Source organism: Nocardioides sp. Kera G14 (genome assembly GCF_020715565.1).
Classification (GTDB): domain Bacteria; phylum Actinomycetota; class Actinomycetes; order Propionibacteriales; family Nocardioidaceae; genus Nocardioides.
This window is the reverse complement of sequence record NZ_CP085839.1, coordinates 1,903,535-1,929,018: the sequence shown is the minus strand read 5'-3', so window position 1 is coordinate 1,929,018 and position 25,484 is coordinate 1,903,535. Positions and strand designations below refer to the sequence as shown.

Sequence of the window (25,484 nt, the reverse complement as noted above, 5' to 3'; positions counted from 1 at the left end):
TCATGGGCAAGCTCTTCAGCAACAGGCTCTACCTCAGCCTGGTCGGCGTCATCGCGGTCTTCGTGGTCTCGGTCGCCTACCTCCTCTCGAACGTCCTCGACGTGCCACTGACCGGTGGCGCGCCGAAGGTCGCCGTCGAGATGAGTGGCACCGGGGGCCTCTACAAGGGGTCGGAGGCGACGTACCGCGGGGTGAAGGTCGGGAAGGTGACCGACATCCAGCTGACGGCGATCGGCGTCAAGGCCATCGTCACGTTGACCGGGGACTACGACATCCCGGCGTCGACGCGCGCGCAGGTGCGCTCGCTCTCACCGGTCGGCGAGCAGTACGTCGACTTCCAGCCGACCACGACGAAGGGGCCCTACCTCAAGGACGGCAGCGTCGTGCCCGGAAGCGAGACGGACCTGCCGAAGAGCCTGGGGTCGACGGTCGTCGCGGTCAACAACGTGCTGAGCCAGATCGACGACGAGAAGCTGCACAGCCTCCTCGACTCGCTCGCCACCGGACTCAACGGCACCGGCGACCAGATCGGCCACATCGTCGACCAGGGTGACGAGGTCCTCGCTGCCCTGCAGAAGGCTTGGCCGCAGACCAAGGGCCTGATCGACAACGCCGGCCCCGCGATCCAGGTGCCCGTCTCGGAGTCCGGCGACCTCGAGCAGCTGGCCACGTCGGCCAAGCAGTTCGCGGCCTTCCTCAAGGACTACGACCCCGAGCTCACCAAGCAGCTCGAGCACGCACCCGCCCAGCTGACGCAGGTCCAGTCACTCGTGGACCAGTGGGGTGCCGTCCTACCGGGCTTCCTGCCGGCCGCGGCGACGTTCCTCGACCTCTTCGGCTCGCACTCGGCGCAGCTGCGCGCGATCGTCGCCGGCTACGCACGCGGCGTCAGCACCCTCACCGGGTTCCTCACCAGTGGTGCGCTCAAGCTCGAGATCATCGGGCAGAAGGAGACGGTCTGCCGCTACGGCACGACGACGCACGGCGTACGGGACGCACGCACGCAGCTCCAGACCGGCGGCCACTGCCCGGCCAGCGCGCCGAACCTGCAGCGGGGCGCGGCACACGCACCCGGCGCGACGAAGTGATCCTCGCTGCTGCGGCAGGACCGTCAGAGGAACGGCCGCAGCGGCGAGAGCACGATCTCGGTGAACTTGCGGTGCACGTCGCGGGCCATCCACTCGCCCTCGGTCAGCTCGAGTGAGTTCGACTCGTCGGTCTCGTAGACCCGCTCGAGCACCTCGGCGAACGAGTCGTCGATGATCTCGACGTTGATCTCGTAGTTGCCGGTCAGGCTGACGCGGTCGATGTTGGCCGTGCCGACCGTGCTCCAGGAGCCGTCGACGGTGCAGGTCTTGGCGTGGATCATCGCGCCCTTGAAGCGGAAGATCCGGATCCCGGCCTCGAGCATCTGCGCGAAGTAGCCGCGCGCGATCCAGTCGGTGACGACGTGGTTGGACTTGAGCGGGATCAGGATGCGCACGTCGACACCACGCTCGGCGGCGTCCTTGAGGGCGTCGACGAAGTCCTGGTCCGGCAGGAAGTAGGCCGTGGTGAGGTAGATGTTCTTCGACGCCCGGTTGATCGCCTCGAGGTAGACCGACCGGATGGGGAACATCCACAGTCGCGGCACGTTGCGGTGGAAGCGGATCCGCGGCTCCCACTCCGCGCTGGTCTCCAGCAGCATCGGGCGCTCGTGGTTGCGGCGCCGGCCGCGGTTGAGGTTCCAGAAGTCCGCGAAGGCACGCTTGAGATCCCAGACCGCGCTGCCGGTGACCCGGATGTGGGTGTCACGCCACTCCGTCGCATACAGGCCGCCGATGTTGTAACCGCCCACGAAGCCGACGGTGTCGTCGACCACGAGGATCTTGCGGTGGTCGCGGCCGTAGCGGGCGAGGTCGAAGAAGCGCCACCCTGCGGGATAGAGCGGGAAGCGGAGCACCTTGATCGTCGACGGGAACTTCTTGAACTTCCTCGGCACCACCATGTTCGCGAGGCTGTCGTAGATCACGTGGACGTCGACCCCACGCCCGGCCGCCTCCGTCAGTGCGCGCTTGAACCTCTCACCGAGCTCGTCGCCCTTCCAGATGTAGGTCTCCAGCAGGATCTGCGTCTTCGCACCGTTGATCGCCGCGAGCATGGCCTCGAAGAGGTCGGTGCCGAAGGAGTACGTCGTCACCTCACCGTCGCCGAGCTCGGTGGTGATCGGGGGATTGGTCGGGAAGGGCTTCGCGCGACGGCCACGGCTGCGGTAGGCGTCCACGAGGCTGAGCCCGACCGCGACGCCGGTGGGGACACCGACGACGACGAGCAGCAGTCGACGTACCCAGGTCCAGAAGTGTCGGCCGATCACACCGTCACCCTAGCCAGTCGTTCACCAGTCGCGCGGAGTCGGCGGCGCCGGTTGTGTCGGTGCCGGCCCGTACGCTGGACGCATGCGTCCGGTGACTGATCTTGAGCGTCGTGTCGCGCCCTTCCAGGTGGTCTCGGACTACCAGCCGGGCGGCGACCAGCCTGCGGCGATCGCGGAGATCACCACGCGGATCAAGAACGGTGAGAAGGACGTCGTCCTCCTCGGCGCGACCGGTACCGGAAAGACCGCGACGGTGGCGTGGGTCGCCGAGCAGTTGCAGCGGCCGATGCTGGTGCTGCAACCGAACAAGACGCTGGCCGCGCAGTTCGCCAACGAGCTTCGACAGCTCTTCCCGAACAACGCGGTCGAGTACTTCGTCAGCTACTACGACTACTACCAGCCCGAGGCCTACGTCCCGCAGACGGACACCTACATCGAGAAGGACTCCTCGATCAACGAGGAGGTCGAGCGGCTGCGCCACAGTGCGACCAACTCGCTGCTCACCCGCCGCGACGTCATCGTCGTCTCCACCGTCTCCTGCATCTACGGCCTCGGCACCCCGCAGGAGTACGTCGACCGGATGATTCGGCTCAAGGTCGGCGAGGAGCACGACCGCGACATGATCCTGCGGCGGCTGGTCGACATCCAGTACACCCGCAACGACCTCGCCTTCACGCGCGGCACCTTCCGCGTCCGCGGTGACACCCTCGAGGTCTTCCCCGTCTACGAGGAGCACGCAGTCCGGATCGAGTTCTTCGGCGACGAGATCGAGCGACTCCAGACGCTGCACGCCGTCACCGGCGAGGTGCTCACCGAGGACCAGGAGCTCTACATCTTCCCGGCCTCGCACTACGTCGCCGGCCCGGAGCGCATGGAGCGCGCGATCAACGGGATCGAGCACGAACTGACCAGCCAGCTCTCGACCTTCGAGGCCCAGGGGAAGCTGCTCGAGGCTCAGCGACTGCGGATGCGGACGACGTACGACATCGAGATGATGCGGCAGGTCGGCACGTGTTCGGGGATCGAGAACTATTCGATGCACATCGACGGTCGCGGCCCCGGCACGGCGCCCAACTGTCTGCTCGACTACTTCCCCGAGGACTTCGTGCTCGTCGTCGACGAGTCGCACGTCGCGGTCCCGCAGATCGGTGGCATGTACGAGGGCGACATGTCCCGCAAGCGGAACCTCGTCGACCACGGCTTCCGTCTGCCGAGCGCGATGGACAACCGGCCGCTGAAGTTCGTGGAGTTCGAGGACCGGATCGGGCAGACGATCTACCTCTCCGCGACGCCGGGCAACTACGAGCTCGAGAAGGTGGGCGGTGACGTGCCCCCGTACGTCGTCGAGCAGATCATCCGCCCGACCGGCCTGATCGACCCCGAGGTCATCGTCAAGCCGACCAAGGGCCAGATCGACGACCTGATCCACGAGATCCGGCTCCGCGTCGACCGCAACGAGCGCGTCCTCGTGACGACGCTGACGAAGAAGATGTCCGAGGACCTCACCGACTACCTGCTCGACGCCGGCATCCGCACCCGCTACCTCCACTCCGAGGTCGACACGCTCAAGCGGATCGAGCTGCTCCGCGATCTGCGGCTGGGTGAGTACGACGTCCTCGTCGGCATCAACCTGCTGCGTGAGGGTCTCGACCTGCCCGAGGTCTCCCTCGTGGCGATCCTCGATGCCGACAAGGAGGGGTTCCTCCGCTCCGACAAGTCGCTCATCCAGACCATCGGCCGTGCCGCCCGAAACGTCTCCGGCCAGGTCCACATGTACGCCGACCGGATCACCCCCTCGATGGAGAACGCGATCGAGGAGACCAACCGGCGTCGCGCCAAGCAGGTGGCCTACAACACCGAGCACGGCATCGACCCGCAGCCGCTGCGGAAGAAGATCGCCGACATCACCGAGATGCTCGCCCGTGAGGACGAGTCGACCCAGGAGCTGCTCGACACCTGGGCGGGCACCGAGGCCAAGGGCCGCGCCGGCGGCTCCAAGGCGAAGGCGCCGACGCCCATGCTCGGTGAGGCCTCCCGCAACCGCGCCATGGCCGCCGGCATGCCGAGCTCCGACCTCGCCGAGCTCATCCAGCAGCTCACCGACCAGATGAAGTCCGCTGCCGCCGAGCTCCAGTTCGAGGTCGCCGCACGGTTGCGTGACGAGATCGGTGACCTCAAGAAGGAGCTGCGCCAGATCATGGAAGCCACCAAGTAGGTCTACGCGCTGTCGTGGGCGGCGAGGTGGCGGTCGACGGCTGGCCAGGTCTCGTTCTTCGCGCGGGGTGACGCGATCAGGCCGAGGTGGCTGAGGCCGCGAACCTCGACGAACTCGACGTCGGCCCTGCGGTAGGCGTCCCGGCCCGCGGCGACGGAGGCGGCGTTGGCGAGGATGTCGGTGGTGCTGCCGATGAGCAGCAGCGGCGCGGTGAGCCGGTCCATGGAGACGACGACGTCGTCGCGCAGGTGGACGGTGCCGGTGGCGAGCTCGCTCGCGCAGACCAGGCGCGTGATCGCCTGGTTGAAGAAGCGGCCGGGGTAGCCGGGCATCGCGTCGATGAACTGGTCGACGGCGTTCACCCGGGCAAGGACCTCGGGCTGGTGCAGGTTGCGCAGCAGCGTCCACGGCTTGGTGATCTCACGGACCGGCGCCATCCAGCGGTAGCCGAGACGCGTCGCCGGTGCCGTCGTACCGCCGAGGACCGCGACGGGCGCGACGACGAACGCCGGGCCGTGGTCATGGACCCAGAAGACGGGCGCGTAGGCGGGGTTGAGGCGGTAGTCCGTCGGCGTACCGAGCGCGGAGATGGAGGCGATCGGCAGCTCGGGCAGGTGGGCCGCGGTGAGCAGCGACATCGTGCCGCCGTGCGACCAGCCGACGAGGTGGACGGACCGGCCGCCGTGCGCGTCGGAGATCCGCTGGATCGCCGTCGGCAGGATGGCGTCGACCCAGTCCTCGAAGCCCATTCCGCGATCGCGGAAGCGGATCTCGCCGTAGTCGATGGTGTACGTCGGGCGGCCCTCGCCCGAGCCGTCGAGGCCCGACAGGTGCGCGGCGAGGCTCTGTCCGGGGCGGAGGTCCCAGCAGCTCACCGGGACGGCGAGCGGCGTCACGAGGAGGACCGGGTTTCCGCTGGCCGGTGCCTCCGGCGCGACGTGTTCGACACGTGCATGCGGCTCGTCGTAGAGGACCTGGGTCGGAACGCCGTCGTGCTCCTCGACGCCGTCGCCGAACCACGAGACCGCCCAGGCGTTGCGCGCCATCTGGCCCGCGGTGCGGACAGCACCGCTGCCGATGCTCACCGTGCCTCGCTTCCGGCGAGGAGCAACGGGTACCGGGCCTGACGACGATGGGTCAGGCCGTGGACCTCATAGGACAGCACGACGAGAAGTATGTGGGACGTGGTGTCCTCGCACCGGTCCGGCTCCCGATTCGAGACGGCCCGCCGTGCAGGGATACCGTGATGGAGTGAGGAAAGCGTTCACGGTCTGGATCGTGGCGCTGGCGGCGTACTTCCTGGCGGTCTTCAACCGCAGCTCGCTCGCGGTGGCGGGCCTGATCGCCGCGGACCGCTTCCACATCAGTGCCTCGCAGCTGGCCACCTTCACGATGCTGCAGCTGCTCGTGTACGCCGGCATGCAGATCCCCGTCGGACTGCTGGTCGACCGGTGGGGACCGCGGAGCGTCATCCTCTGCGGGATCGTCGTGGGTGGCCTGGCACAGGCGGGCTTCGCCTTCGCGGACAGCTATCCGCTGGCGCTGATCGCGCGCATCTTCGTCGGCATCGGCGACTCGCTGACGTTCATCTGCTTGCTGCGCCTGACGGCGAGCTGGTTCCCGGTGCGACGGATCGCGCTGATGAGCACCCTCAACGGCTCGATCGGGCAGCTCGGCGCGATCCTCGCCGCCGTGCCGATGACCTGGGCGCTCGCCCACGTCGGGTGGACGAAGGCGTATCTCATCTCGAGCCTCGCGGCCGCGGTCCTCTTCGCGGTGGCGCTCCTGATCCTCCATGACGCGCCGGTCGCCCGGACCCAGCGTGGGGCGAGCCGCCCGGTGAGGGCCGTCGTGCGCGACCTTGGGGCGTCGTGGCGCCATCCCGGGACCCGACTGGCGTTCTGGGTGCACTTCACGACTCCCTTCAGCAGCAATGCGATGGCGATGCTCTGGGGACTGCCGTTCTTCGTGAAGGGTGAGGGACAGAGCGATCACGTCGCCGGCCTGCTGATCTCGCTCATCACCCTCGCGTCGATCCTGAGCGGCCCGTTCATCGGTTGGCTGATCGGTCACGAGCCGTGGCACCGCTCGACGCTCGCGCTGGGGATCATCGGCGCCAACGTGATCATGTGGACGCTCGTCTTCGCCTGGCCGGGACAGGCACCGGTCGCCGTACTCGCCCTGCTCGCACTGATCGCTGGGATCGGTGGCCCGGCGTCCATGATCGGCTTCGACCTCGGACGGACGTCGAACCCTCCGGAGAAGTACGCGAGCGCGAGCGGGATCATCAACCAGGGTGGCTTCGTCGCGTCGCTGGTGCTGATCCTCGCCGTCGGGTGGATCCTCGACTGGCGCACGCCGGGTGGTGGCAACGACTACACCGAGGACGCCTTCCGCTGGGCGTTCAGTTTCCAGTACCTCATCTGGGCGCTGGGGGTCTCGCAGATCTGGCGCTTCCGGAAGCTCGCCCGTCAGCTCATGCCGCGCGCCGCGACAGCACCCGTGCCAGCAGCGGAGTGAGGCAGAGGATGACCAGCAGCCGCACGAGCTGGACCGCCATCACGTAGGTGACGTCGGAGCCGGAGTCGGCGGCCGTGGCCAGGACGGCGAAGAGGCCGCCGGGCGTCGTGGCGAGGTAGGCGGTGAGACCGTCGACGGGCGTGAGTACGGCGAGCAGCGAGCCCATCGCGGCGGTGGCGACGATCATGCCGAGGATGATCAGCGTGACGACCGGCAGCATCCGCGCGATCGAGGCGAGCGAGGCGCGGGTGAAGCGCAGCCCCACCTGGATGCCGATGAACGCGTAGGCCAGCCACTGCAGCACCGCCGGCACGGAGACCGCGTCGAACCAGTCGGTCGAGACGAGGATCGCGCCGACGACGATCGGTCCGAGCAGGATCGAGGTCGTGATCGGCACGAGCCGGGCGATCAGGAGTCCGAGGGCCAGCGTGAGGACGACGTACGCCAATGACTGGCCGAGATCGCTGGGATTGCTGGTGTCGAGGGAGCCGATGCCGTGATCGGGGTGGAAGACCAGCGCGGTGACGACGGGCATCGTGATGAGCACGATGAGGACACGGAGGTACTGGACGACCGTGACGACCCGGTCGTCCGCGCCGAGCTCCCGCGCGATCGCCACGACACCGGAGGCGCCGCCGGCGATCAGGGCGAAGGCGCCGGTGACCGGGGTGACGTCGGGCCGGAGGGCGAGGATGCGCCCCGCTCCCAGCGAGATGAGGACCGTGCCGAGGGTCACCGCGATGATCGCGACCGCGTCATTGCCCATCGCGCTGAGCGAACTCAGTGAGATCCCCGCCCCGATGATCACGCCGACCATGGCCTGGCTCAGTCGGAAGACGCGTGGCGGGAGGGTCAGCGGTACAGGCGACGTCAGCGCATGGACGATGCCCCCGACGAGCCCGCCGAAGAGGACCGGCGACGGCACATGGACCGCCGCCAGCGCCACGCTCGTCACGACCGTCACGGCCAGGATCAGCGCATAGCCGCGCACGTTCGCCGAGAGGGTCATCGTCCGCCAGTCTGGCATCACCAAAGGGTCACGGTGACCTTTGGGGCTGTGCGTGACCGTCTGAACGGTCACCGACGCCGCAAAGGATCACGGTGACCCTTTGGTGGCCGGATCAGCGGCGGTGCGCCGGGGCGTGGAAGTGCTTGTCCTGCTTGTGCCAGGTGCCCTTGAACGGCGCGCGCTTGTGCTGCGGCTTCGTCCGGTGCTGAGTCTTCGTGTCACCGACCGTGACGACCTCGGCTCGCTCTCCCGGCGCACCCTGCAGGTGCAGCACGAGTGCCTGCGCGCTGGTGGTGCCCGAGGCGAGGGTGAAGCCGATCGCAGAACCGCCGGCGTCGAGGTACAGCGGTGCATCGACGGCGAGTGACGGGTCGGCCACGTCGTAGTCGGCCGGGTCGGTGAGGTCCATCAGGGCGCCGTCGTACAGCGAGAAGGTGCCGGCCTGGTAGGTGATCGGCAGCGACTCGGTGTCGGCCGGAACGCCCAGTGCCGACAGGGATACGGGCAGCAGGAGGGTGTCGGAGTCGAAGACGTTCGTGTCGACCGAGCCGTCGTTGAGGTTGACCGGCATCAGCCCGACCAGGTCCCCGGTGTTGAGGTCGACGGTCCACGCGTAGAGCAGGTCGGTCGAGGGCATCGACTGTGCGTACACCTCGTAGTCGGGGGCGCCGTCACCGTCCACGTCGAAGTCCACGAACGGCACGATCGTCGAGTCGAGGGTCGGCCACTGGCCCCAGGAGTTGAGGCCGAACCACAGCAGCCCGTCGGCGTACCCGTCGTCGCCCTTCACCGAGCCGGCGCCGACGTAGCGCAGGTCACCGCCGCGCTCGGAGTCCATGATCCAGCAGCCGCCGAGCTGGTCCGCGGAGCACTGCGACAGCTTGCCGCTCGTGGCGCCGAGCTGCAGCACGCTGACCAGCGAGGTGTACGCCGACGTCCCCTCGCCCTGCAGGACGCCGGTGCCCTTGAGGAGCAGCGAGGAGCCCTTCTTGGACACGGTGGTGCTGGTGGCGGCCGTCGGCTTGGCGGCGGCGTAGACGGGGACGCGCAGCTCGGCACCCGTCGAGGTCGAGATCATCACGCGGCCGGACGCGTCGGCCACGAACTGGCGGGCCTCGTCGGTGCCGAAGTACGGGTTGGTCTGCGTCTCGGCCATGGTCGGGTCGATCGTGCGCCGCAGCGCGCCGGGAGTGACGGTGACCTTGATCGTCACGGTCGTGGTGCGACCTGCCTTGACGGTCACCTTGCCGGGACCGGAGAAGGTCACCCCTGGCTGGGTGGTGGCCGGTGCGTAACCGACGCTGGCCGTCACGTCATGGGTCCCCTTGTTGGCCAGAGTGAGCTCGCGGGTCGCGGTGTACTTCTTGGTCGTGATCGGGACGGCGAGGACACCGAAGGAGAGCGACACCGCGCCGGTGTCGTCGGCGGAGTAGGCGAGGAGGCTGTTGCCCACCGCCGCGGCAGCGTCGACGCGCCCGGAGCCGACGCGGGCGGGCCCGTAGACGGCACCGCTCTGGCCGGTGCCGGTGTAGAGGTCGTGGTCGGCGGTGTTCATCAGGTCGGCCTTGAGCTCCTCGGGTGACCAGCCCGGGTGGGCGGCCTGCACGAGCGCGGCGATGCCGGCGACATGGGGGGCGGCCTGCGAGGTGCCGGACAACGTGGTGGCGCCCGAGCCGGAGCCGACACCGGCCGAGACGATCGTGTCGCCGGGCGCGGTGAGGTCCGGCTTCACGACACCGACGGAGCCGTGACCACCGCGTGAGGAGAAGGTGCTGAGCGTGTCGACGAGCCCGGGCGTCGTCGAGGGCACGGTGCCGGCCAGGGCCGGGTCGAAAGTGACGGCGAGGGTGCCGGCCTCGAGGGCGGGACGCAGGCGCGCGGTCGCCGTCGCGGTGATCTGCACGATCGGCATCTCGGTCGAGCCCGCGATGCCGTAGTCGAAGGAGTCGACGCCGGAGGTGAAGATCGCGCCGACGGCGCCGGCGTCGTGGACCGCGTCACGCTCGGTGGACCCGCAGCGACGGGTCGCGTCGTCCTCGTCCCACTCCAGCCACACGATCTTGCCGGCGACCCGGGAGGCGTCGGCGGCCGAGAGCGGGTCGCAGCCGTCGGTGTTGCCGGCCGACAGGGCGACGACGGGCGCGCTGACAGGCGAGGCGGAGGCCCAGTCGTAGTTGACCGAGAACTGGCCGACGACCGTGCCGGCGACCGAGGCGGGCGCGTCGACGCGGAGACCGTCGGCGAGCGAGAAGGCGTCGACCGAGCTGGCGACCGCAAGCGCGCTGGGGGCGTTGGCGGGCGAGCCGCTGATGTCGGTGAGGTCGCCCGCGTTGCCGTTGGCGACGACCGGGAGGACGCCGTGGGCGGCGAGTGCCTCGATCACGGCGTTGTCGGGGTCGTCGGCGGGCACCTCGTCGGAGCCGGAGGAGAGGTTGACGATGTCGAGGTGGTCGGAGAAGTCACCGTCGCCGTTCGGGTCCAGCGCCCAGTCGAGCGCGGGGATCGTCATCGTCGTCGGGCCGGTGCAGCCGAAGATCTTGAGCGCGACGAGACTGGCTCCCGGCGCCATGCCGGGTCCGACCTTCATCGCGGCGAGCTTGTCCGCGTCGAGGTTCTTGTAGGAGCCGGTGAAGGTCGAGCCGTCGGCGTTGACGCCGTAGCCGGCCGCCGTACCGGCGACGTGAGTGCCGTGGCCGCTGCAGTCGAGCGGGTCCTCGTCGGGCTCCGGAACGGGCTGGAAGCCGTCGAGACTCGGATCCGGCTGGTAGTCGTCGCCCACGAAGTCGTGGCCGCCGACCACCTTTGCCGTCGGCGTGAACGACTGGTCCGAGGCGGCATGCGCGCGGTCGTACGCCGACGTGGTGCCCGCTCCACCGAAGTCGGCGTGGGTGTAGTCGATGCCCGAGTCGATGACGCCGATCGTGACGCCGGTGCCGGTGTTCCCCAGCGACTGCCAGGTGGCGAGTGCGTTGGTCAGCGTCGCCGAGCTGGCGTTGCTGAGCGTCTTCGGCACGATCGGGGTGACCTTGACGACCTGGGCCTGGGCGGCGAGGGCGGCGATGGCTGCCGGGTCTGCCGAGACGGCGACGCCCGGGACGGCGTTGCTGACCGTGTAGAGCGTGGTGAGCTTCGAGTCCTCGGCCTTGGCGGCCTTGACGACCGACGCAGCGTCGGTGCTGACCGCCTTGCGTCGCGCGGTCGCAGCGGCCTTCGAGCCCGCGTCGACCGCGCCGTCGCCGGCGAGCTGGACGAAGACGGTCTGGCGGCCGGTCCGGGACAGCGCGGCGGAGAGCTTGGTGGAGGGGATCGCCGGGCTGGCGGCGACGTACGGCGCGACCTGGGCCGGCGTGCCCTCACCGTCGCCGTCCGCCGAGGCGGCCGAGGCTGCTCCGATCGTCGAGCAGGCGAGTGCGGCGGCGGTCAGCGTGGTCAACGCGACCGCCGGCAGCGGTCGACCGAACAGGTGCGTCATGGCGAGGTGTCCTTCGGGATGGCCGCGCCGGGTGCACGACCACGGGTCCCTCCGTGGTCGGCCGGCGCGAGCTCAGACTATGGGTGCGTCCGGCACAGTGGAACCGGTCTGGACCATGAATGGGACCTAAGTCCTGACTGGAACAGGTGCTAGGTTCTGTCGCCATGCGCATCGCTCTGCTGTCCTATCGGAGCAAGCCGCATGTGGGGGGTCAGGGCATCTACGTCCGCCGTCTGAGTCGCGAACTGGTCGCTCTGGGCCACACCGTGGAGGTCTTCTCGGGGCAGCCCTACCCCGAGCTCGACCCGGGCGTCACGCTGACCAAGGTGCCGAGTCTCGACCTCTACGCGCCTGGTGACGAGTTCCGCAATCCGCACCCGCGCGAGTTCCGGGACCTGATCGATGTCCAGGAGTGGGCGCTGATGCGCTCGGGCGCGTTCCCGGAGCCGCTGACCTTCAGCAAGCGTGTCGTGAAGCTGCTCGCCGAGCGGGTCGAGGACTTCGACGTCGTCCTCGACAACCAGACCCTGACACCGCCGCTCCTGGAGATCGAGGCGCTGGGCCTGCCGCTGGCCGAGATCATCCACCACCCGATCACGATGGACCGCGCGATCGAGCTCCGGACGGCGCCGTGGATCCGCCGGAAGCCGCGCACGCGCTTCCACGTCGAGTTCCCCAAGCCGGGCGTGTGGCGCTGGTACAGCTTCCTGCGCTGGCAGCGCGAGGCCGCCCCGCAGGTGCGCCACATCCTCGTTCCGTCGGAGTCCTCGGCACGCGACGTCGTCCGTGAGTTCGGTGTCGACCCCGCCCGGGTCACCACGGTGCTGCTCGGCGTCGACGACCGCTTCCGGCCACCGACCCAGCCACGCGTCCCGGGCCGGATCCTCGCGATGGCCAGCGCCGACGCGCCGCTCAAGGGCATCTCGGTGCTGCTGGAGGCGTTCGCCAAGCTGTTGACCGAGCGCGAGCTCGAGCTGGTGCTCGTGACCAAGCCCAAGGAGGGCGGCGTCACGGAGAAGCTCATCGACCGCCTCGGCATCGCCGACCACGTCACCTTCGCCAGCGGTCTCACCGACGACGAGCTCGTCGACCTGATGGGTTCGGCGGAGCTGGCCTGCGTGCCGTCGCTGTATGAGGGCTTCTCCCTCCCGACGGCGGAGCTGATGGCGTGTGAGACCCCGCTGGTCGTCTCCCGCGCCGGCGCCATCCCGGAGGTCGTGGGCCCCGACGGCCTGGCCGCCGACGTGGTGGAGCCCGGCGACGTCGGCGCCCTCACCGAGGCCGTCGCCGCGCTGCTCGACGACCCCGAGCGCCGCGCACGGATGGGTGCCGCAGGGCGCCTCCGCGTCCAGGAGCTCTTCAGCTGGGCCGCCGCGGCCGAGAAGACCGCCGACGTACTGGAGAAGGTAATCGCCGACTATCGGGTTTCGAGGCTCGCTGCCGCTCGCACCTCAACCACCGAGGAGAACAAATGCTGACCGTTGACTTCGACCGACTCGGCCTGCGGCCGGGAGAGCGGATCCTCGACATGGGGGCCGGCGCCGGCCGGCACGCCTTCGAGGCCTATCGCCGCGGGGGAGACGTCGTCGCGTTCGACATGGACGCCGACGAGATGGCGAAGGTGCGCGAGTGGTTCGCCGCGATGAAGGAGGCCGGCGAGGTGCCCGAGGGCGCCGAGGCCGACGCCAAGGAGGGCGACGCCCTCGCACTGCCCTTCGCCGACGGTGAGTTCGACCGGATCATCTGCGCCGAGGTGCTCGAGCACATCCACCGTGACGTCGACGCGATCAAGGAGCTCATCCGGGTGCTGCGCCCCGGCGGCACGATGGCGATCTCCGTGCCGCGCTGGCTGCCCGAGGTGATCAACTGGCGGCTCTCCGACGACTATCACAACGCGCCCGGCGGCCACATCCGGATCTACACCGACCACGAGCTGATCGACAAGGTCACCAAGGGTGGCAGGTTCAACGACGGCGAGGCCGGCGACGCCATGGTCTTCACCGGCAAGGAGTACACCCACGGTCTGCACGCCCCGTACTGGTGGATCAAGTGCGCGGTCGGGGTCAACAACGACGAGCATCCGCTCGCCAAGGCGTATCACAAGCTGCTGGTCTGGGAGATCATGAAGCAGCCCAAGGTCCTGCAGGCGGCGGGCAAGGTGCTCGACCCGATCATCGGCAAGTCGATGGTCCTCTACTTCCGCAAGCCCGAATGACGCGGTCGGGCATTCCGTACGTCGACGGCATCCTCAGTTCGGACCAGGTACGGGAGACCGCAGCGTCGATCGCAGCGGTCCAGGACCCGCACGGTTTCCTCTCCGTCGGCGACGAGCACGCCGACATGTGGAACCACATCGAGGCCGCGATGGCCTGCCTGGTCGGCGGTGAGGTCGAGGCGGCCGAGCGGGCCTATCTCTTCATGCCGGCCTTCCAGCGTGCCGACGGCTCTTGGCCGAAGGAGATCCGCGACGGCGTCGTCGTCGACGACCGCGGCGAGGTCAACATGAGCGCCTACCTCGCCGTGGGTCTGTGGCACCACTGGCTCGTGCGCCGCGACCTCGACTTCGTCCGGACGCTGTGGCCGCACGTCCGGGCTGCGCTCGACTTCGTGGTCGACCTGCAGCAGCCCTTCGGGGGCATCCAGTGGACACCCGTCAACGACTTCTGCCTGATGACCGGCAACTCGTCGATCCACCACTCGCTCCGTGCGGGCGTGGCGCTCGCCGACCTGATGGACGAGCCGCAGCCCGACTGGGAGCTCGCAGGCGGCCGTCTGGGCCACGCCCTGCGCGAGCACCGTGACCTCTTCGCCGACAAGTCGACCTTCTCGATGGACTGGTACTACCCGATCCTCGGCGGGGCGGTCCGCGGCGAGCCTGCCTCGACGCTGCTCGCCTCACGCTGGAACGACTTCGTGGTCCCGGGCCTCGGGGTGCGGTGCGTCGACACCAACCCGTGGGTGACCGGTGCGGAGACGTGTGAGCTGGTGATGGCGCTCGACGGGCTCGGTGATCACGACCGCGCGCTGGTGCTGTTCGCCGACATGCAGCTGCTGCGGCACACGGACGGCTCCTACTGGACCGGCTGGGTCTACAACGACCGCGCCGACGGCACCGTCATTGGTGATGAGCCGCGCGACGTCTTCTGGCCCGTGGAGCGGCCGACGTACACCGCAGCCGCGGTCATCCTGGCCGCCGACGCGCTCGGTGAGCGCTTCGGCGGCTCGACGCCCGGCAGCGGTATCTACCGCGGCACCTCCCTGGCGCCCGACTTTCCCGAGCTGGCCCTGGAATGCGGCTGTCCCTCAGCCCGGGTCTAGCCCGCGTCTGAGGGCCAGATGGCGTGCTTGCGGCGACGCAGGGCACGCATCGAGCCGACAGCCTCGACCTCGTCGAAGTCGCCCGAGGCGAGTGCCGGCAGGTAGATCTGCTCGTACGGCGGACGGCCGCCGTCGGCCGGGTCGGGGAAGACGTCGTGAATGACGAGCAGGCCGCCGGGCATGACGAGTGGGACCCAGTTCTCGAAGTCCTCGCGGGCCGGCTCCTCGCCGTGGCCGCCGTCGATGAAGAGCAGTGACAGCGGAGTCCGCCAGAAGCGGGCGACGGTCGCCGAGCGCCCGACGATCGCGATGACCTCCTCCTCGAGACCGGCGTCGCGGATCGCCCGGCGGAAGAAGGGCAGTGTGTCCATCCGGCCGCTGTCGTCGATGAGCTCGGTGTCGTGGTGCTCCCAGCCGGACTGGTTCTCCTCCGAGCCGCGGTGGTGGTCCACCGTGAAGACGACCGCGTCCCCGCCGCCGGCCTCGCGGACCGAGCGCGCAGCCGCGCCGAGATAGATCGCCGACTTGCCGCCGTACGTGCCGATCTCTAGTGCGGGGCCGTGCGGAAGCTGCTCGAGGGCGAGGCGGTGGAGGAGGGCGCCCTCGTCGGCGGGCATGAAGCCCTTGGCCGCGTGCGCATGGTCGAGCATCAATGGGTCCACGTGACCGAAGACTACGCGGCTCGTTACTCCTGTGACTTGTGACACAAGGGTAGAACGTGTTCTACTTTTGTCAGTCTCAACGAGGTGAAGGTGACGATGGCGATGCGTGGAGGGGCCCTGGTCGAGGGGCTCGGTGGCATCGGCCTGATGACCGCCGAGGTCGCCAAGGCGAGCGTGACGACGCGCTTCCAGTTCCGGGAGTTCGTCGAGCAGGCATGGTTCATCATCAGCGTCACGCTGATGCCGTCGATCCTCGTCTCGATCCCGTTCGGCGCCGTGATCTCGCTGCAGGTCGGCAGCCTGACGGGGCAGCTCGGCGCACAGTCGTTCGCCGGTGCGACGGCCGTGCTGGCCGTCGTCCGCGAGGCCGCGCCGATCGCCGCGGCCCTGATCATCGCCGGCGCGGCGGGCTCGGCGATCTGCTCCGACCTGGGCTCGCGCAAGATCCGCGAGGAGATCGACGCGATGGAGGTGCTGGGCATCAATCCCGTCGTGCGTCTCGTGACGCCCCGGGTCCTGGCCTGCTTCTTCGTGGCGATCATGATCAACGGCATCGTGGTGGCTGCCGGTATCGGGGGCGGCTACTTCTTCACGGTGATCGTGCAGGGCGGCTCGGCCGGCTCCTTCCTCTCCAGCTTCACCGCGCTGGCCTCGCTCAACGACCTCTGGATCGGGATGGCGAAGGCCGGCATCTTCGGCTTCCTCGCCGCCGTCGTCGGCTCCTACAAGGGTCTCTCCGCCGGTGGCGGTCCGAGCGGTGTGGGTCGCGCGGTCAACGAGGCCGTGATCATCGCGTTCATGCTCCTCTTCGTCCTCAACTCCCTGATGACGGCGATCTACTTCCAGCTGGTTCCGCAGGACGGTCTCTGATGCCCATTCCCGGTACCGCCCGCCTCGAGGAGTACGGCGACCAGCTGGTCTTCTACACGAAGGCGCTGGCCTGGACTCCTCGAGCCATCCGGCACCACCGCCGCGAGATCTTCAACACCCTGGCCGAGGTCGCCTTCGGCGCCGGCGGCCTGACGATGATCGCCGGTACGGCCGGTGTGATCGCGTTCATGGCCTTCTTCGCCGGCACCGAGGTCGGCATCCAGGGCTACGCGTCGCTCTCGCAGATCGGCGTCGCGAAGTTCACCGCCTTCGTGTCGGCCTTCTTCAACACCCGCGAGGTCGCGCCCCTGATCTCCTCGATCGCACTGGCGGCGACGGTGGGATGCGGTTACACGGCACGGCTCGGCGCGATGCGGATCAGCGAGGAGATCGACGCCCTCGAGTCGATGGGCATCCCGTCCCTGCCCTTCCTCGTGACGACGCGGATGCTCGCGGGGTTCCTCGCGGTCATCCCGCTCTACGTGGTGGCGTTGACGGCGTCGTACCTCTCGCCCCGCCTGATCACGACGCTGATCTACCACCAGTCCGCGGGCACGTATGACCACTACTTCATCGCGTTCCTGCCACCGGCGGACATCCTGTGGTCGTTCTTCAAGCTCATCTTCCTCGCGGTCGCGATCATCCTGATCCACTGCTACTACGGCTACACCGCCTCGGGCGGTCCGGCGGGCGTCGGCGTCGCGGTGGGCAAGGCGATCCGCACCTCGATCGTGACCGTGGTGGTCGCCGACTTCTTCCTCAGCTTCGCGATCTGGGGTTCGACGACCACCGTCCGGATCACGGGATGACGGAGCGCAGGTAATCCCATGCTGATGGCAGTCAGCCGCGACACCCGCGCCGAGCACCGCAGGCTCCTGGTCGCGGGCATCGTGTACGTCGCCGCCCTGGCGCTGCTGATCGGGCTCGCGATCGCGGCCTATCAGAAGGCCTTCACCCCCGTGACGTGGGTGACGGTCAAGGCCGAGCGTGCCGGGCTGCAGCTGCCGAAGTTCGGCGACGTTCGGATGCACGGCGTGGTCGTCGGCCAGATCCGCGGTGTCAGCCAGGACGGCACGCAGGCGGTGATCAAGCTCGGCCTCACCCCGAAGATGGCCAAGGCCATCCCCGCCGACGCCACGGTGGCGATCAAGCCGACCACCCTCTTCGGCCAGAAGTACGTCGAGTTCGAGGATCCCGCCCAGGCAGGCGGTCCGGTGGGACTCGCCGACGGCACCGTGATCCCGGCCTCGCGGGTGCAGACGAGCGTGGAGCTCGAGTCGATCCTCGGCCGCCTCGACACCCTCCTGACCGCGTTGCGGCCGCAGGACCTCAATGCCACCCTGCATGCGCTGGCGACGGCGCTGTCGGGCAACGGCGAGAAGCTCGGGATGACGATCAAGGAGCTCGACGACTACCTGCAGGTCATGAACGTCCACCTGCCGACCCTCACCGATGACCTGACCCGCTTCGCCGACGTCGCCCACACCTACGCGCTCGCCGCCCCGGACCTCGTCGACATCCTCACCAACGCGACGACGACGGCGACGACGGTCTCGACGCAGAAGGACCAGATCAAGGGGCTCTTCGCCAGTGTCACCGGTGTGTCCGGCTCGGCGACGAAGCTGCTGGCCACGAACGCGCAGGGCATCGACGTCGAGGGCAAGCTCGCGGTCCCGCTGCTCAAGCTGCTCGAGACCTACTCGCCCGAGTACCCCTGCCTCCTCAAGGGGCTGGTGAACAACATCCCCGGACTCAACCAGACCTTCCGTGACGGCCGCGTGCGCCAGACGATGGACCTCGGCGCACAGCAGCGACCCGCCTACACGCCGCAGGACCGCCCGGAGTACGGCGAGATGGGCCACGGCCCCTGGTGCCTCGGCCTTCCATCGACACCGGTGATCGGCCGGCCGGCGCTCAAGGACGGCACCGAGGACGATTCGGCCCAGCACCTCAACCAGGGCCTGGTGCCGTGATGACCCAGACCGCCACCGCGCCCCGTTCCCCGGTCGTGCTGCCGTCCCCGAAGGGGCCACGGTTCAACAAGCGTGACCTCCGCACGATCTCGGCAGGGATCAAGCTCGGCATCTTCATCCTCGTCTCGGTCATCGTCACCGGCACGCTCGCCCTGATCATGGGGCACATCGGGGTCGGGGACCAGACCGAGTACAAGGCCGTCTTCAGCAACGCCAGCCAGCTCAAGGGCGGTGACGACGTCCGGGTCGCGGGCGTCTCCGTCGGCGAGGTGAAGGATGTCCGGATCTTCGGTGCCGACAAGGCGATCGTGACGTTCAAGGTCGAGTCCTCGGTGCCGATGACGACCGCCTCGGGTGCGCAGATCCGCTACCTCAATCTCGTGGGCGACCGCTATCTGGCGCTCACGCAGGGCACGCCCGGAGCGATGCGCCTGAAGGCCGGTCAGGAGATCCCGGAATCGCAGACGCAGCCGGCGATCAACCTGACCGAGCTCTTCAACGGCTTCCAGCCGCTCTTCCAGGCGCTCTCGCCCGACGACGTCAACAAACTCTCGAACAACCTGATCAAGGTCCTCCAGGGTGAGGGCGGCACGATCGAGAGCCTGCTCTCGCAGACCGCGTCTCTGACAAGCTCACTGGCCGACCGTGACCAACTGATCTCCAGTGTGATCAGCAACCTGACGACGACCCTGAAGACGGTCGACGCCCATCGCACCCAGTTGGCCGACCTCATCACCCAGCTCAGCAACTGGATGGGCGACCTCTCCGGTGACCGCGCGGCGATCGGCGACTCGATCAAGCAGATCGGCTCGCTCACCGATTCGCTCGCCGGGCTGCTGACCGACGCACGCCCGTGGACGAAGGCCGACATCGTCCAGCTCAAGCGCATCATGACGATCCTCAACAAGCCCGCGAACCAGGCAGTGATGGACGAGACCCTCAAGCGCCTGCCCAAGACCCTCAAGGCGCAGACCCGCATCGGCACCCACGGCAGTTGGTACAACTACTACCTCTGCGACTTCACGATGAAGCTCACGCTGCCGTCACTCGGCAAGGCGATCGACGACTCGCCGGTGATGAAGCAGCTCCAGACGCAGCTCGACAATCTCGCGATCTACAGCACGGCGACGAGGTGCAACCCCTGATGGCCGCCCACACCCCCCGCCAACTGCGCCGCGTCGGCGTGATCACGGCGCTCGTGCTCGCCGTGCTCCTCATCGCGGCCTTCAACCTCCAGCACCTGCCGGGCATGCGCGGGACGACGTACCACGCGGAGTTCTCCGACAGCTCGGGACTCCACGTCGGCGCACGGGTCGAGGTGGCGGGCATCCGGGTCGGCCGGGTGGACCACATCGCGATCGACGGAGCCCACGTGCGGGTGGACTTCGACGTCGACGGGCACCCGCTGGGCAAGGACACGACGGCGTCGATCGAGGTGCTCAACCTGCTCGGCGAGAAGTTCCTCAACCTCACCCCCAAGGGGAGCGGGCAGATCGAGGCCGGCGGCACCATCCCGCTCAAGCACACCTCCGCGAGCTACGACATCGTCTCCACCCTCAGCCAGCTCACCGACACGACCCAGAAGATCGACACCACCCAGCTCGCCGACTCACTCAACGTCCTCGGCGACACGCTCCAGCAGGCCACGCCCGAGATCCGCAGCAGCTTCGACGGGATCGCCCGGCTGTCGACGACCATCGCGAGCAAGAACGACGACCTCGCCAGCCTGCTCACGAACGCGAACGACGTCGTGAAGCTCATCAACGATCACAGTGAGGAACTGGTCAACCTCATGGGGCAGGGCAACCAGATCTTCACGACGCTCATCCAGCGCCGCGACGACATCCACAAGCTCCTCGTCACCGCGACGTCCCTGGCCACGCAGCTCAAGGGCTTGGTGAAGGACAACGAGAAGACGATCGGGCCCGCGCTCAAGGAGCTCGACACCGCGATCAGCTTCCTCAACGCGCGCAAGCAGGAGCTCTCCGACACCGTGAAGTACTACGGACCGTACGCCTCGATCCTGATCAACATCATCGGGTCGGGTCCGTGGTTCGACGCCTACGTGCCGAACCTCGGTGGCATGGCCACCGGCGAGTTCGTGCCCGGCCGCCGTCCCGGGATGGCGCCATGAGGCTCACGCGCTCCAAGCTCATCGCGGCCCTGGCGATCCCGATCGTCCTCATCGCCCTGCTCCTGCTGCCGATGGGCGGCGGTCACCGCACGGTCACCGCCCACTTCACCAACGCGATCAGCATCTATCCCGGCACCGACGTGACGATCATGGGTGTGGCCGTCGGGAAGGTGACGTCGGTCAAGCCGGAGGGCTCCACCGTCAAGGTGACGATGGAGTACGACGACCAGTACAAGCTCCCGAGCGACGTGAAGGCCGCACTCGTGACCCCGACGCTCGTCGCCGACCGCTTCGTCCAGCTCGTGCCGGCGTACGACGGCGGGCCGACGTTGAAGGACGACGGCGACATCCCGCTCGCCCGCTCGGTGACCCCCGTCGAGATGGACCAGATCTACTCCAGCCTGGGCGAGCTCACCGACGCGTTGGGACCCAACGGCGCCAACAAGGACGGCGCCCTCGGCGCGGTCCTCGCCGACAGCGCGAAGGCACTCAAGGGCAACGGCCAGGCGGGCCACGACATGATCGAGAACCTCTCGAAGGCGGCCCAGACCCTCGGCGACAACTCGGACAACCTCTTCCAGACCGTCGACGGCCTCGCGGCGCTGAGCGAGAAGCTCAAGCAGAACGACACGACCGTCTCGCAGTTCCTCACCAAGCTCTCGGGCGTCTCGACCCAGCTGGCCACGGAGAGCCCCGACCTCGCGAAGGCGCTCGACGCCATCGCCGATGCGGTCTCCGTCACCCGGAGCTTCGTCAAGGACAACAAGGGCGCCCTGATCACCGACGTCAAGAAGCTGAGCGACACGATCGAGATCCTGGCCAAGCAGAAGGACTCCCTCGGCACGACCGTCCAGCTCGCTCCGCTCGGCCTGGCGAACCTCGGTGACGGCTTCGACACCGGCACAGGCACGGAGGGGGCCCGCTTCCAGTTCGGGCCGCTCGCCTCCGACCTGCCGGGCGTGCTCTGCAACGTGGTCACGGCCGACAAGATCCCGAACGCCTCCGCGCTCTGCTCTCTGATCAAGGCGCTCGTCCCGGCGACGGTGACCAACGACATCGGCGCCGGCGTGATCGACGGCTTCGGGCTCCACGGCATCTCGGGCGTCACGCCGGGCAGCGGCAGCGGCGGAATCGGCGCCCTCACCGACCAGCTCTCCCAGCTCAGCTCGAAGGCGGCCAAGAAGTGAGGCGCCTCCTCGCGGCCGTCGTCGCCGTCGTCGCCCTCGCGCTCGTCGTGAGCGGATGCCAGAGCCTGCAGGCCTATGACCTGCCGCTTCCCGGCAAGCCGGTGAAGAAGTCCGACGGGTACCGCGTGACCGCCGAGTTCGCCGACGTCGTCGACGTCGTTCCCCGGACCCTCGTGATGGCGAACGACGTCGCGGTCGGACAGGTCGAGAGCGTCGAGCGGGACGGCTGGAACGCGAAGGTCGTGATGACCATCCGCAAGGACATCGTGCTGCCGGCCGATGCGCATGCCGACGTACGCCAGACCAGCCTGCTGGGGGAGAAGTACATCTCCCTCACGCCGCCGGCCGGGTCGACGGTCGACACGGCCGGGCGGCTCAAGGACGGTGCTGACATCCCGATCGACCGCTCCGGGCGCAACCCGGAGGTCGAGGAGGTGCTCGGCGCCCTCTCGTTCCTGCTCTCGCGCGGCGGTGTCGGCCAGCTCAAGACCATCAGCACCGAGCTCAACGCCATGATGGAGCAGCGCCAGGGCAACATGCGCGACGTGCTCGGCCAGCTCAACACGCTCGTCACCTCGCTCAACCAGCACCGCAGCTCCATCATCGACGCGATGACCCAGGTCGACCGGCTGACGAAGACGCTCAACGCCGAGACGCCCAAGATCGAGAAGGCGATCGACTCCTTCGGGCCTGCGCTCAAGGTGCTGCACGAGCAGCACCGTGATCTGATGACCATGCTCACCTCGCTCGACCAGCTCGGCACCGTGGCCACGCACGTGATCGACGCCAGCGGCGCCAACATCGTCTCCGCACTCAAGAGCCTCCAGCCCACGCTGAGCAAGCTCGCGGAGGCCGGAGACGCGTTGCCACGCGGCCTGATGATGGCGGCGAGCTATCCGTGGCCGAAGCAGGCCGAGGACCTCGCCCGCGGCGAGTACTCCAACGCGCTCTTCCACATGAACATCGACCTCGACCAGCTGCTCACGGGGCTGACGACCGGCAGCAACACCGGCCTGCCCCAGCTGCTGCAGCTGTGCTCGACGTACGCCCAGGGCTGCTCGCAGCTGCAGCCGCTCATCGGCCCCCTGTGCACCCTGCTGCAGCAGGACTTCGTCTGCTCCATGGTCGGCAAGGCCGACGCGTCGTCCGCCGCCGGTACCAAGTCGTCGAAGGGCACCGCGAAGTCCAAGAGCGGAACCAGCGCCGGGCTCCCGAATCTGCTCAACCAGATCCTCGGAGGCAGTAGGTCGACGGGCGGGTCGAGCGGCTCCTCCGGTGGGTTGCTCGGCGGGCTCCTCGGCGGCTTGGGAGGGACGAAGAAGTGACCCGCAGCGTCAAGATCCGTCTCCTGCTCTTCCTCACCCTCGCGGTGGTCGGGATCCTCTATGTCGGCGGAACCTACCTCGGCGTCGTCGACAAGGCGCTCGGCCGCGGGGTCGCGGTCTCCATGGACCTGCCGGCCTCGGGTGGCCTCTACGTGGGCAGCGAGGTGGACTACCGCGGGCTCAAGATCGGCAAGGTCTCCGCGATGGACCTGACGCCCGCCGGCGTAAGGGTGACGCTGGCCCTCCACTCCGACGCCCGCGTCCCGCGCGACGCGGAGGTGCAGGTGGCGGACCTGTCGGCAGTGGGGGAGCAGTATGTCAACTTCCTCCCCACGCACGACGCGGGGCCCTACCTCGCCGACGGCGACCGGATCGACCCCACCAACGCCACGCTCCCGCCGTCGACCGACAAGCTCCTCGAGTCGCTCGACAGCTTCACCACCTCGGTCAATCCCGACGACCTGCGGACCGTGGTCAGCGAGCTCGGCACGATGTTCCAGGGCAACGCCGAGAACCTGCGCCAGCTGGTCGACTCCGGTGACACCTTGATCGGTGCGGCGCTGGATCACGAGGACAGCACCCTCGACCTGCTCCAGTCCGGACAGCAGGTGCTGAAGACCCAGCAGGCGCACAGCGACGACATCCAGTCGTTCGCCCGCGGGCTCAAGCAGGTGACGGCGACGCTCAAGTCCTCCGACCCACAGTTGCGCGACATCATCCAGGGCGGGCCTGAGACGCTCAAGCAGGTCCAGTCGCTCGTCGACGGCCTGAACCCGGTGCTGCCCCAGTTCATCTCGAACCTCGTGACGGTCAACCAGGTGCTCACAGCCCGACTGCCGGCGCTGGAGCAGGTCCTCGTGACCTTCCCCCTCAGCGTCAAGAACGCGCTGATCGGCACCCCGGGCGACAACTACGCCCACATCAACCTGCAGTTCACCTACACCTCGCCGCCCTGCACCAAGGGCTACATGCCGGCGTCGCAGTGGGCGGATCCGACCGACCTCCGCCAGGACGTCGAGTCCTATCCGGCCAAGTGCACCGACCCGCGCGCGCAGCCGGGTTACACCGGCAGCGACCCGATCGTGCAGCGCGGCGTCAACCTCGCCCCGGCGGTGGACGACAGCGACCCGATCTACCACGTGAATCCCTACGCCTCGCTCAGCCGGAAGGCCACCGACGCCGATGGATCCGACGTGACCATCGCCCCCACCTCCGGCTCGGGCTCCGGGTCCAGCACCACGGGACCGCTCTCGATCCTCGGCAGCGATGCCTGGCAGTCGATGCTGATCGGCCCGGTGTCGCGTGGCCAGTGACACTCGCTGGGGCCGGATCGAGACCGTCCTCGCCGGCCTGATCGCGCTCGTGCTCGTCGGGGTCGTCGTCGTACTCGTGCTCGGGGCGCGCGCGCTCCCGTGGGACACGAAGGCCGAGGCGCACGTCGCCTCCGTCACCGCCGCCGAGAAGGCGGCGAAGGCCGGCGTGCTGGCCTTCCTCGACGTCGACTACAAGGACATGGACAGCAGGATCGCGAAGATGAAGGCGCTCTCGACCGGCACGTTCCTGGAGCAGTACGACGCCACCTCGGTCGACCTCAAGGCCGCCGCGCAGCAGGCCCAGTCGGTCTCCAAGGGCACCGTCGACCATGTCGCCGTCAACCGGATCACGGCGACCACCGCCGTCCTGCTCGTGACGGCACGCAACACCGTCTCCAACATCGACACCACGTCCGTCCAGGCGACGACGGAGTGCCCCACCGCGGGTGCGCGCTGCGACTCCTACCGGCTCGTCGTCACGTTGACCCGGACAGGCTCAGGGTGGCGGATCTCCGACCTGGCAGGTGTCTCATGACGCGTCCCCTACGGCTCTCGCTCCTGGTCGTCGTCCTGCTCCTCGCCCTCGCCGCCCTCGGGTACGTCGGCTGGCGGGCCGACCGCAGCGACGTGGCGCCAGGCGGTGAACTCACGGCGTCCGGCCAGCGGGCCTCGATCATGTCCGAGGCCGCCCGCCTGACGACGCGTGCGATGTCGTGGCGCGCCGCCTCCTCCGACGCGGACATCAAGGCCGCGAAGGCCGTGATGACCTCGCGCATGCAGCGCGCGTACGACGCGACCCTGCCCGCCGCCTCGACCCGCCCCGCCCAGGCGGCGCAGAAGGTCACGGTGACCGCAGTGATCGCACCGCTGACCGCCACCACGACACAGCCCACGACATGCACGCCCCAGGTCTGCTCCGTCGCCCTGGTCTCGGCCACCGCCGATCGCGCGAAGGCGCTGCTCTACGTCAACCAGACGGCCAGCGCCTCGGCGCAGAAGAAGTCGGTCGTCAGCCCGACGTGGGAGCTGGTGACGCTCGTCCGCCGCGACGGGCACTGGCTGCTGGACGAGATGGTGGCGCCGTAGCGCCGGCTGTGGCTAGACTTCCGCTCAAGTAGAACGTGTTCTAGTTC

21 protein-coding genes are annotated in these 25,484 nt (G+C 68.6%); 16 read left to right on the top strand and 5 right to left on the bottom strand.

The genetic code is table 11. The features are described 5' to 3' along the window. Positions 1-2: 2 nt before the first annotated feature. Positions 3-1,088 carry an MCE family protein gene (locus LH076_RS09515; RefSeq protein WP_227780451.1) on the top strand — a complete coding sequence of 362 codons (1,086 nt, stop codon included), beginning with the start codon at positions 3-5 and terminating at the stop codon, positions 1,086-1,088. Between the two features lie 23 nt (positions 1,089-1,111). Here LH076_RS09515 and LH076_RS09510 read toward each other — a convergent pair whose 3' ends face one another. Beyond that, the gene (locus tag LH076_RS09510; protein WP_227780450.1) at positions 1,112-2,353 is read right to left on the bottom strand and encodes a phospholipase D-like domain-containing protein; all 1,242 of its coding nucleotides are present in this window, start codon (positions 2,351-2,353) and stop codon (positions 1,112-1,114) included. A gap of 82 nt (positions 2,354-2,435) precedes the next feature. Here LH076_RS09510 and uvrB point away from each other — a divergent pair, with 82 nt between their 5' ends. Next, positions 2,436-4,568, top strand: coding sequence for an excinuclease ABC subunit UvrB (gene uvrB, locus LH076_RS09505; RefSeq protein WP_227780449.1), 2,133 nt, complete (start codon positions 2,436-2,438; stop codon positions 4,566-4,568). Positions 4,569-4,570: 2 nt separating this feature from the next. Here the strand turns inward: uvrB and LH076_RS09500 are convergent, their stop codons facing one another. Next, positions 4,571-5,653: an alpha/beta hydrolase gene (locus tag LH076_RS09500; RefSeq protein ID WP_227780448.1), complete on the bottom strand. Its 1,083-nt coding sequence runs from the start codon at positions 5,651-5,653 to the stop codon at positions 4,571-4,573. Positions 5,654-5,819: 166 nt separating this feature from the next. Between LH076_RS09500 and LH076_RS09495 the strand changes: the two genes are divergently transcribed. Beyond that, positions 5,820-7,088 carry an MFS transporter gene (locus LH076_RS09495; protein WP_227780447.1) on the top strand — a complete coding sequence of 423 codons (1,269 nt, stop codon included), beginning with the start codon at positions 5,820-5,822 and terminating at the stop codon, positions 7,086-7,088. Here the strand turns inward: LH076_RS09495 and LH076_RS09490 are convergent. Together LH076_RS09490 and LH076_RS09485 are read right to left on the bottom strand one after the other, a co-directional pair. Beyond that, positions 7,045-8,097, bottom strand: a complete 1,053-nt coding sequence (locus LH076_RS09490) for an AbrB family transcriptional regulator (RefSeq protein ID WP_227780446.1) — start codon at positions 8,095-8,097, stop codon at positions 7,045-7,047. The two genes, LH076_RS09495 and LH076_RS09490, sit on opposite strands and share 44 nt — an antisense overlap. Before the next feature lie 112 nt (positions 8,098-8,209). Beyond that, the gene (locus LH076_RS09485) at positions 8,210-11,569 is read right to left on the bottom strand and encodes a S8 family peptidase (protein ID WP_227780445.1); all 3,360 of its coding nucleotides are present in this window, start codon (positions 11,567-11,569) and stop codon (positions 8,210-8,212) included. A 164-nt stretch (positions 11,570-11,733) separates the two neighbouring features. On the opposite strand from LH076_RS09485, the gene LH076_RS09480 reads away from it, so the two are divergent. The 3 genes from LH076_RS09480 to LH076_RS09470 are packed head-to-tail and all read left to right on the top strand — an operon-like array spanning position 11,734 to position 14,887. Further along, positions 11,734-13,047: a glycosyltransferase family 4 protein gene (locus LH076_RS09480; protein WP_227780444.1), complete on the top strand. Its 1,314-nt coding sequence runs from the start codon at positions 11,734-11,736 to the stop codon at positions 13,045-13,047. Then, positions 13,041-13,784 (top strand): class I SAM-dependent methyltransferase, encoded by a 744-nt coding sequence (locus LH076_RS09475; RefSeq protein WP_227780443.1) that lies wholly within the window; start codon positions 13,041-13,043, stop codon positions 13,782-13,784. The genes LH076_RS09480 and LH076_RS09475 overlap by 7 nt, the downstream gene beginning before the upstream one ends. After that, a complete protein-coding gene (locus LH076_RS09470; protein WP_227780442.1) occupies positions 13,781-14,887 on the top strand; it encodes a prenyltransferase in 1,107 nt (368 codons plus the stop codon). The genes LH076_RS09475 and LH076_RS09470 overlap by 4 nt, the downstream gene beginning before the upstream one ends. Here the strand turns inward: LH076_RS09470 and LH076_RS09465 are convergent. Further along, the gene (locus LH076_RS09465; protein ID WP_227780441.1) at positions 14,884-15,549 is read right to left on the bottom strand and encodes a class I SAM-dependent methyltransferase; all 666 of its coding nucleotides are present in this window, start codon (positions 15,547-15,549) and stop codon (positions 14,884-14,886) included. The two genes, LH076_RS09470 and LH076_RS09465, sit on opposite strands and share 4 nt — an antisense overlap. Positions 15,550-15,651: 102 nt before the next feature. On the opposite strand from LH076_RS09465, the gene LH076_RS09460 reads away from it, so the two are divergent. Genes LH076_RS09460 through LH076_RS09415 form a run of 10 tightly spaced genes read left to right on the top strand, consistent with a single transcriptional unit; the run spans position 15,652 to position 25,437 of the window. Next, entirely contained in the window at positions 15,652-16,419 is a 768-nt protein-coding gene (locus LH076_RS09460) for an MlaE family ABC transporter permease (protein WP_227783618.1), read from the top strand. Then, complete coding sequence (locus LH076_RS09455) at positions 16,419-17,228, top strand: ABC transporter permease (RefSeq protein WP_227780440.1); 810 nt, start codon at positions 16,419-16,421, stop codon at positions 17,226-17,228. Before LH076_RS09460 ends, LH076_RS09455 begins: the two co-directional genes overlap by 1 nt. Positions 17,229-17,246: 18 nt before the next feature. Further along, complete coding sequence (locus tag LH076_RS09450) at positions 17,247-18,392, top strand: MCE family protein (protein WP_227780439.1); 1,146 nt, start codon at positions 17,247-17,249, stop codon at positions 18,390-18,392. Continuing rightward, complete coding sequence (locus LH076_RS09445; protein ID WP_227780438.1) at positions 18,392-19,537, top strand: MlaD family protein; 1,146 nt, start codon at positions 18,392-18,394, stop codon at positions 19,535-19,537. The genes LH076_RS09450 and LH076_RS09445 overlap by 1 nt, the downstream gene beginning before the upstream one ends. Next, the gene (locus LH076_RS09440) at positions 19,537-20,526 is read left to right on the top strand and encodes an MCE family protein (protein WP_227780437.1); all 990 of its coding nucleotides are present in this window, start codon (positions 19,537-19,539) and stop codon (positions 20,524-20,526) included. The genes LH076_RS09445 and LH076_RS09440 overlap by 1 nt, the downstream gene beginning before the upstream one ends. Then, positions 20,523-21,713: an MCE family protein gene (locus LH076_RS09435; protein ID WP_227780436.1), complete on the top strand. Its 1,191-nt coding sequence runs from the start codon at positions 20,523-20,525 to the stop codon at positions 21,711-21,713. Before LH076_RS09440 ends, LH076_RS09435 begins: the two co-directional genes overlap by 4 nt. Next, positions 21,710-23,038 (top strand): MCE family protein, encoded by a 1,329-nt coding sequence (locus tag LH076_RS09430; RefSeq protein ID WP_227780435.1) that lies wholly within the window; start codon positions 21,710-21,712, stop codon positions 23,036-23,038. Before LH076_RS09435 ends, LH076_RS09430 begins: the two co-directional genes overlap by 4 nt. Then, positions 23,035-24,351 (top strand): MCE family protein, encoded by a 1,317-nt coding sequence (locus tag LH076_RS09425; protein WP_227780434.1) that lies wholly within the window; start codon positions 23,035-23,037, stop codon positions 24,349-24,351. The genes LH076_RS09430 and LH076_RS09425 overlap by 4 nt, the downstream gene beginning before the upstream one ends. Beyond that, complete coding sequence (locus LH076_RS09420) at positions 24,341-24,886, top strand: hypothetical protein (protein ID WP_227780433.1); 546 nt, start codon at positions 24,341-24,343, stop codon at positions 24,884-24,886. Before LH076_RS09425 ends, LH076_RS09420 begins: the two co-directional genes overlap by 11 nt. Next, a complete protein-coding gene (locus LH076_RS09415; RefSeq protein WP_227780432.1) occupies positions 24,883-25,437 on the top strand; it encodes a hypothetical protein in 555 nt (184 codons plus the stop codon). Before LH076_RS09420 ends, LH076_RS09415 begins: the two co-directional genes overlap by 4 nt. The last annotated feature ends 47 nt before the right edge of the window (positions 25,438-25,484 follow it).

Excerpts from the sequence above, each read along its gene's own strand:
- LH076_RS09445 (WP_227780438.1), top strand. The coding sequence starts at position 18,392 with ATGACCCAGACCGCCACCGCGCCCCGTTCCCCGGTCGTGCTGCCGTCC.
- LH076_RS09455 (WP_227780440.1), top strand. The coding sequence starts at position 16,419 with ATGCCCATTCCCGGTACCGCCCGCCTCGAGGAGTACGGCGACCAGCTG.
- LH076_RS09475 (WP_227780443.1), top strand. The coding sequence starts at position 13,041 with ATGCTGACCGTTGACTTCGACCGACTCGGCCTGCGGCCGGGAGAGCGG.
- LH076_RS09415 (WP_227780432.1), top strand. The coding sequence starts at position 24,883 with ATGACGCGTCCCCTACGGCTCTCGCTCCTGGTCGTCGTCCTGCTCCTC.
- LH076_RS09435 (WP_227780436.1), top strand. The coding sequence starts at position 20,523 with ATGAGGCTCACGCGCTCCAAGCTCATCGCGGCCCTGGCGATCCCGATC.
- LH076_RS09460 (WP_227783618.1), top strand. The coding sequence starts at position 15,652 with ATGCGTGGAGGGGCCCTGGTCGAGGGGCTCGGTGGCATCGGCCTGATG.
- LH076_RS09470 (WP_227780442.1), top strand. The coding sequence starts at position 13,781 with ATGACGCGGTCGGGCATTCCGTACGTCGACGGCATCCTCAGTTCGGAC.
- LH076_RS09490 (WP_227780446.1), bottom strand. The coding sequence starts at position 8,097 with ATGACCCTCTCGGCGAACGTGCGCGGCTATGCGCTGATCCTGGCCGTG.
- uvrB (WP_227780449.1), top strand. The coding sequence starts at position 2,436 with ATGCGTCCGGTGACTGATCTTGAGCGTCGTGTCGCGCCCTTCCAGGTG.
- LH076_RS09480 (WP_227780444.1), top strand. The coding sequence starts at position 11,734 with ATGCGCATCGCTCTGCTGTCCTATCGGAGCAAGCCGCATGTGGGGGGT.
- LH076_RS09515 (WP_227780451.1), top strand. The coding sequence starts at position 3 with ATGGGCAAGCTCTTCAGCAACAGGCTCTACCTCAGCCTGGTCGGCGTC.
- LH076_RS09440 (WP_227780437.1), top strand. The coding sequence starts at position 19,537 with ATGGCCGCCCACACCCCCCGCCAACTGCGCCGCGTCGGCGTGATCACG.
- LH076_RS09485 (WP_227780445.1), bottom strand. The coding sequence starts at position 11,569 with ATGACGCACCTGTTCGGTCGACCGCTGCCGGCGGTCGCGTTGACCACG.
- LH076_RS09450 (WP_227780439.1), top strand. The coding sequence starts at position 17,247 with ATGCTGATGGCAGTCAGCCGCGACACCCGCGCCGAGCACCGCAGGCTC.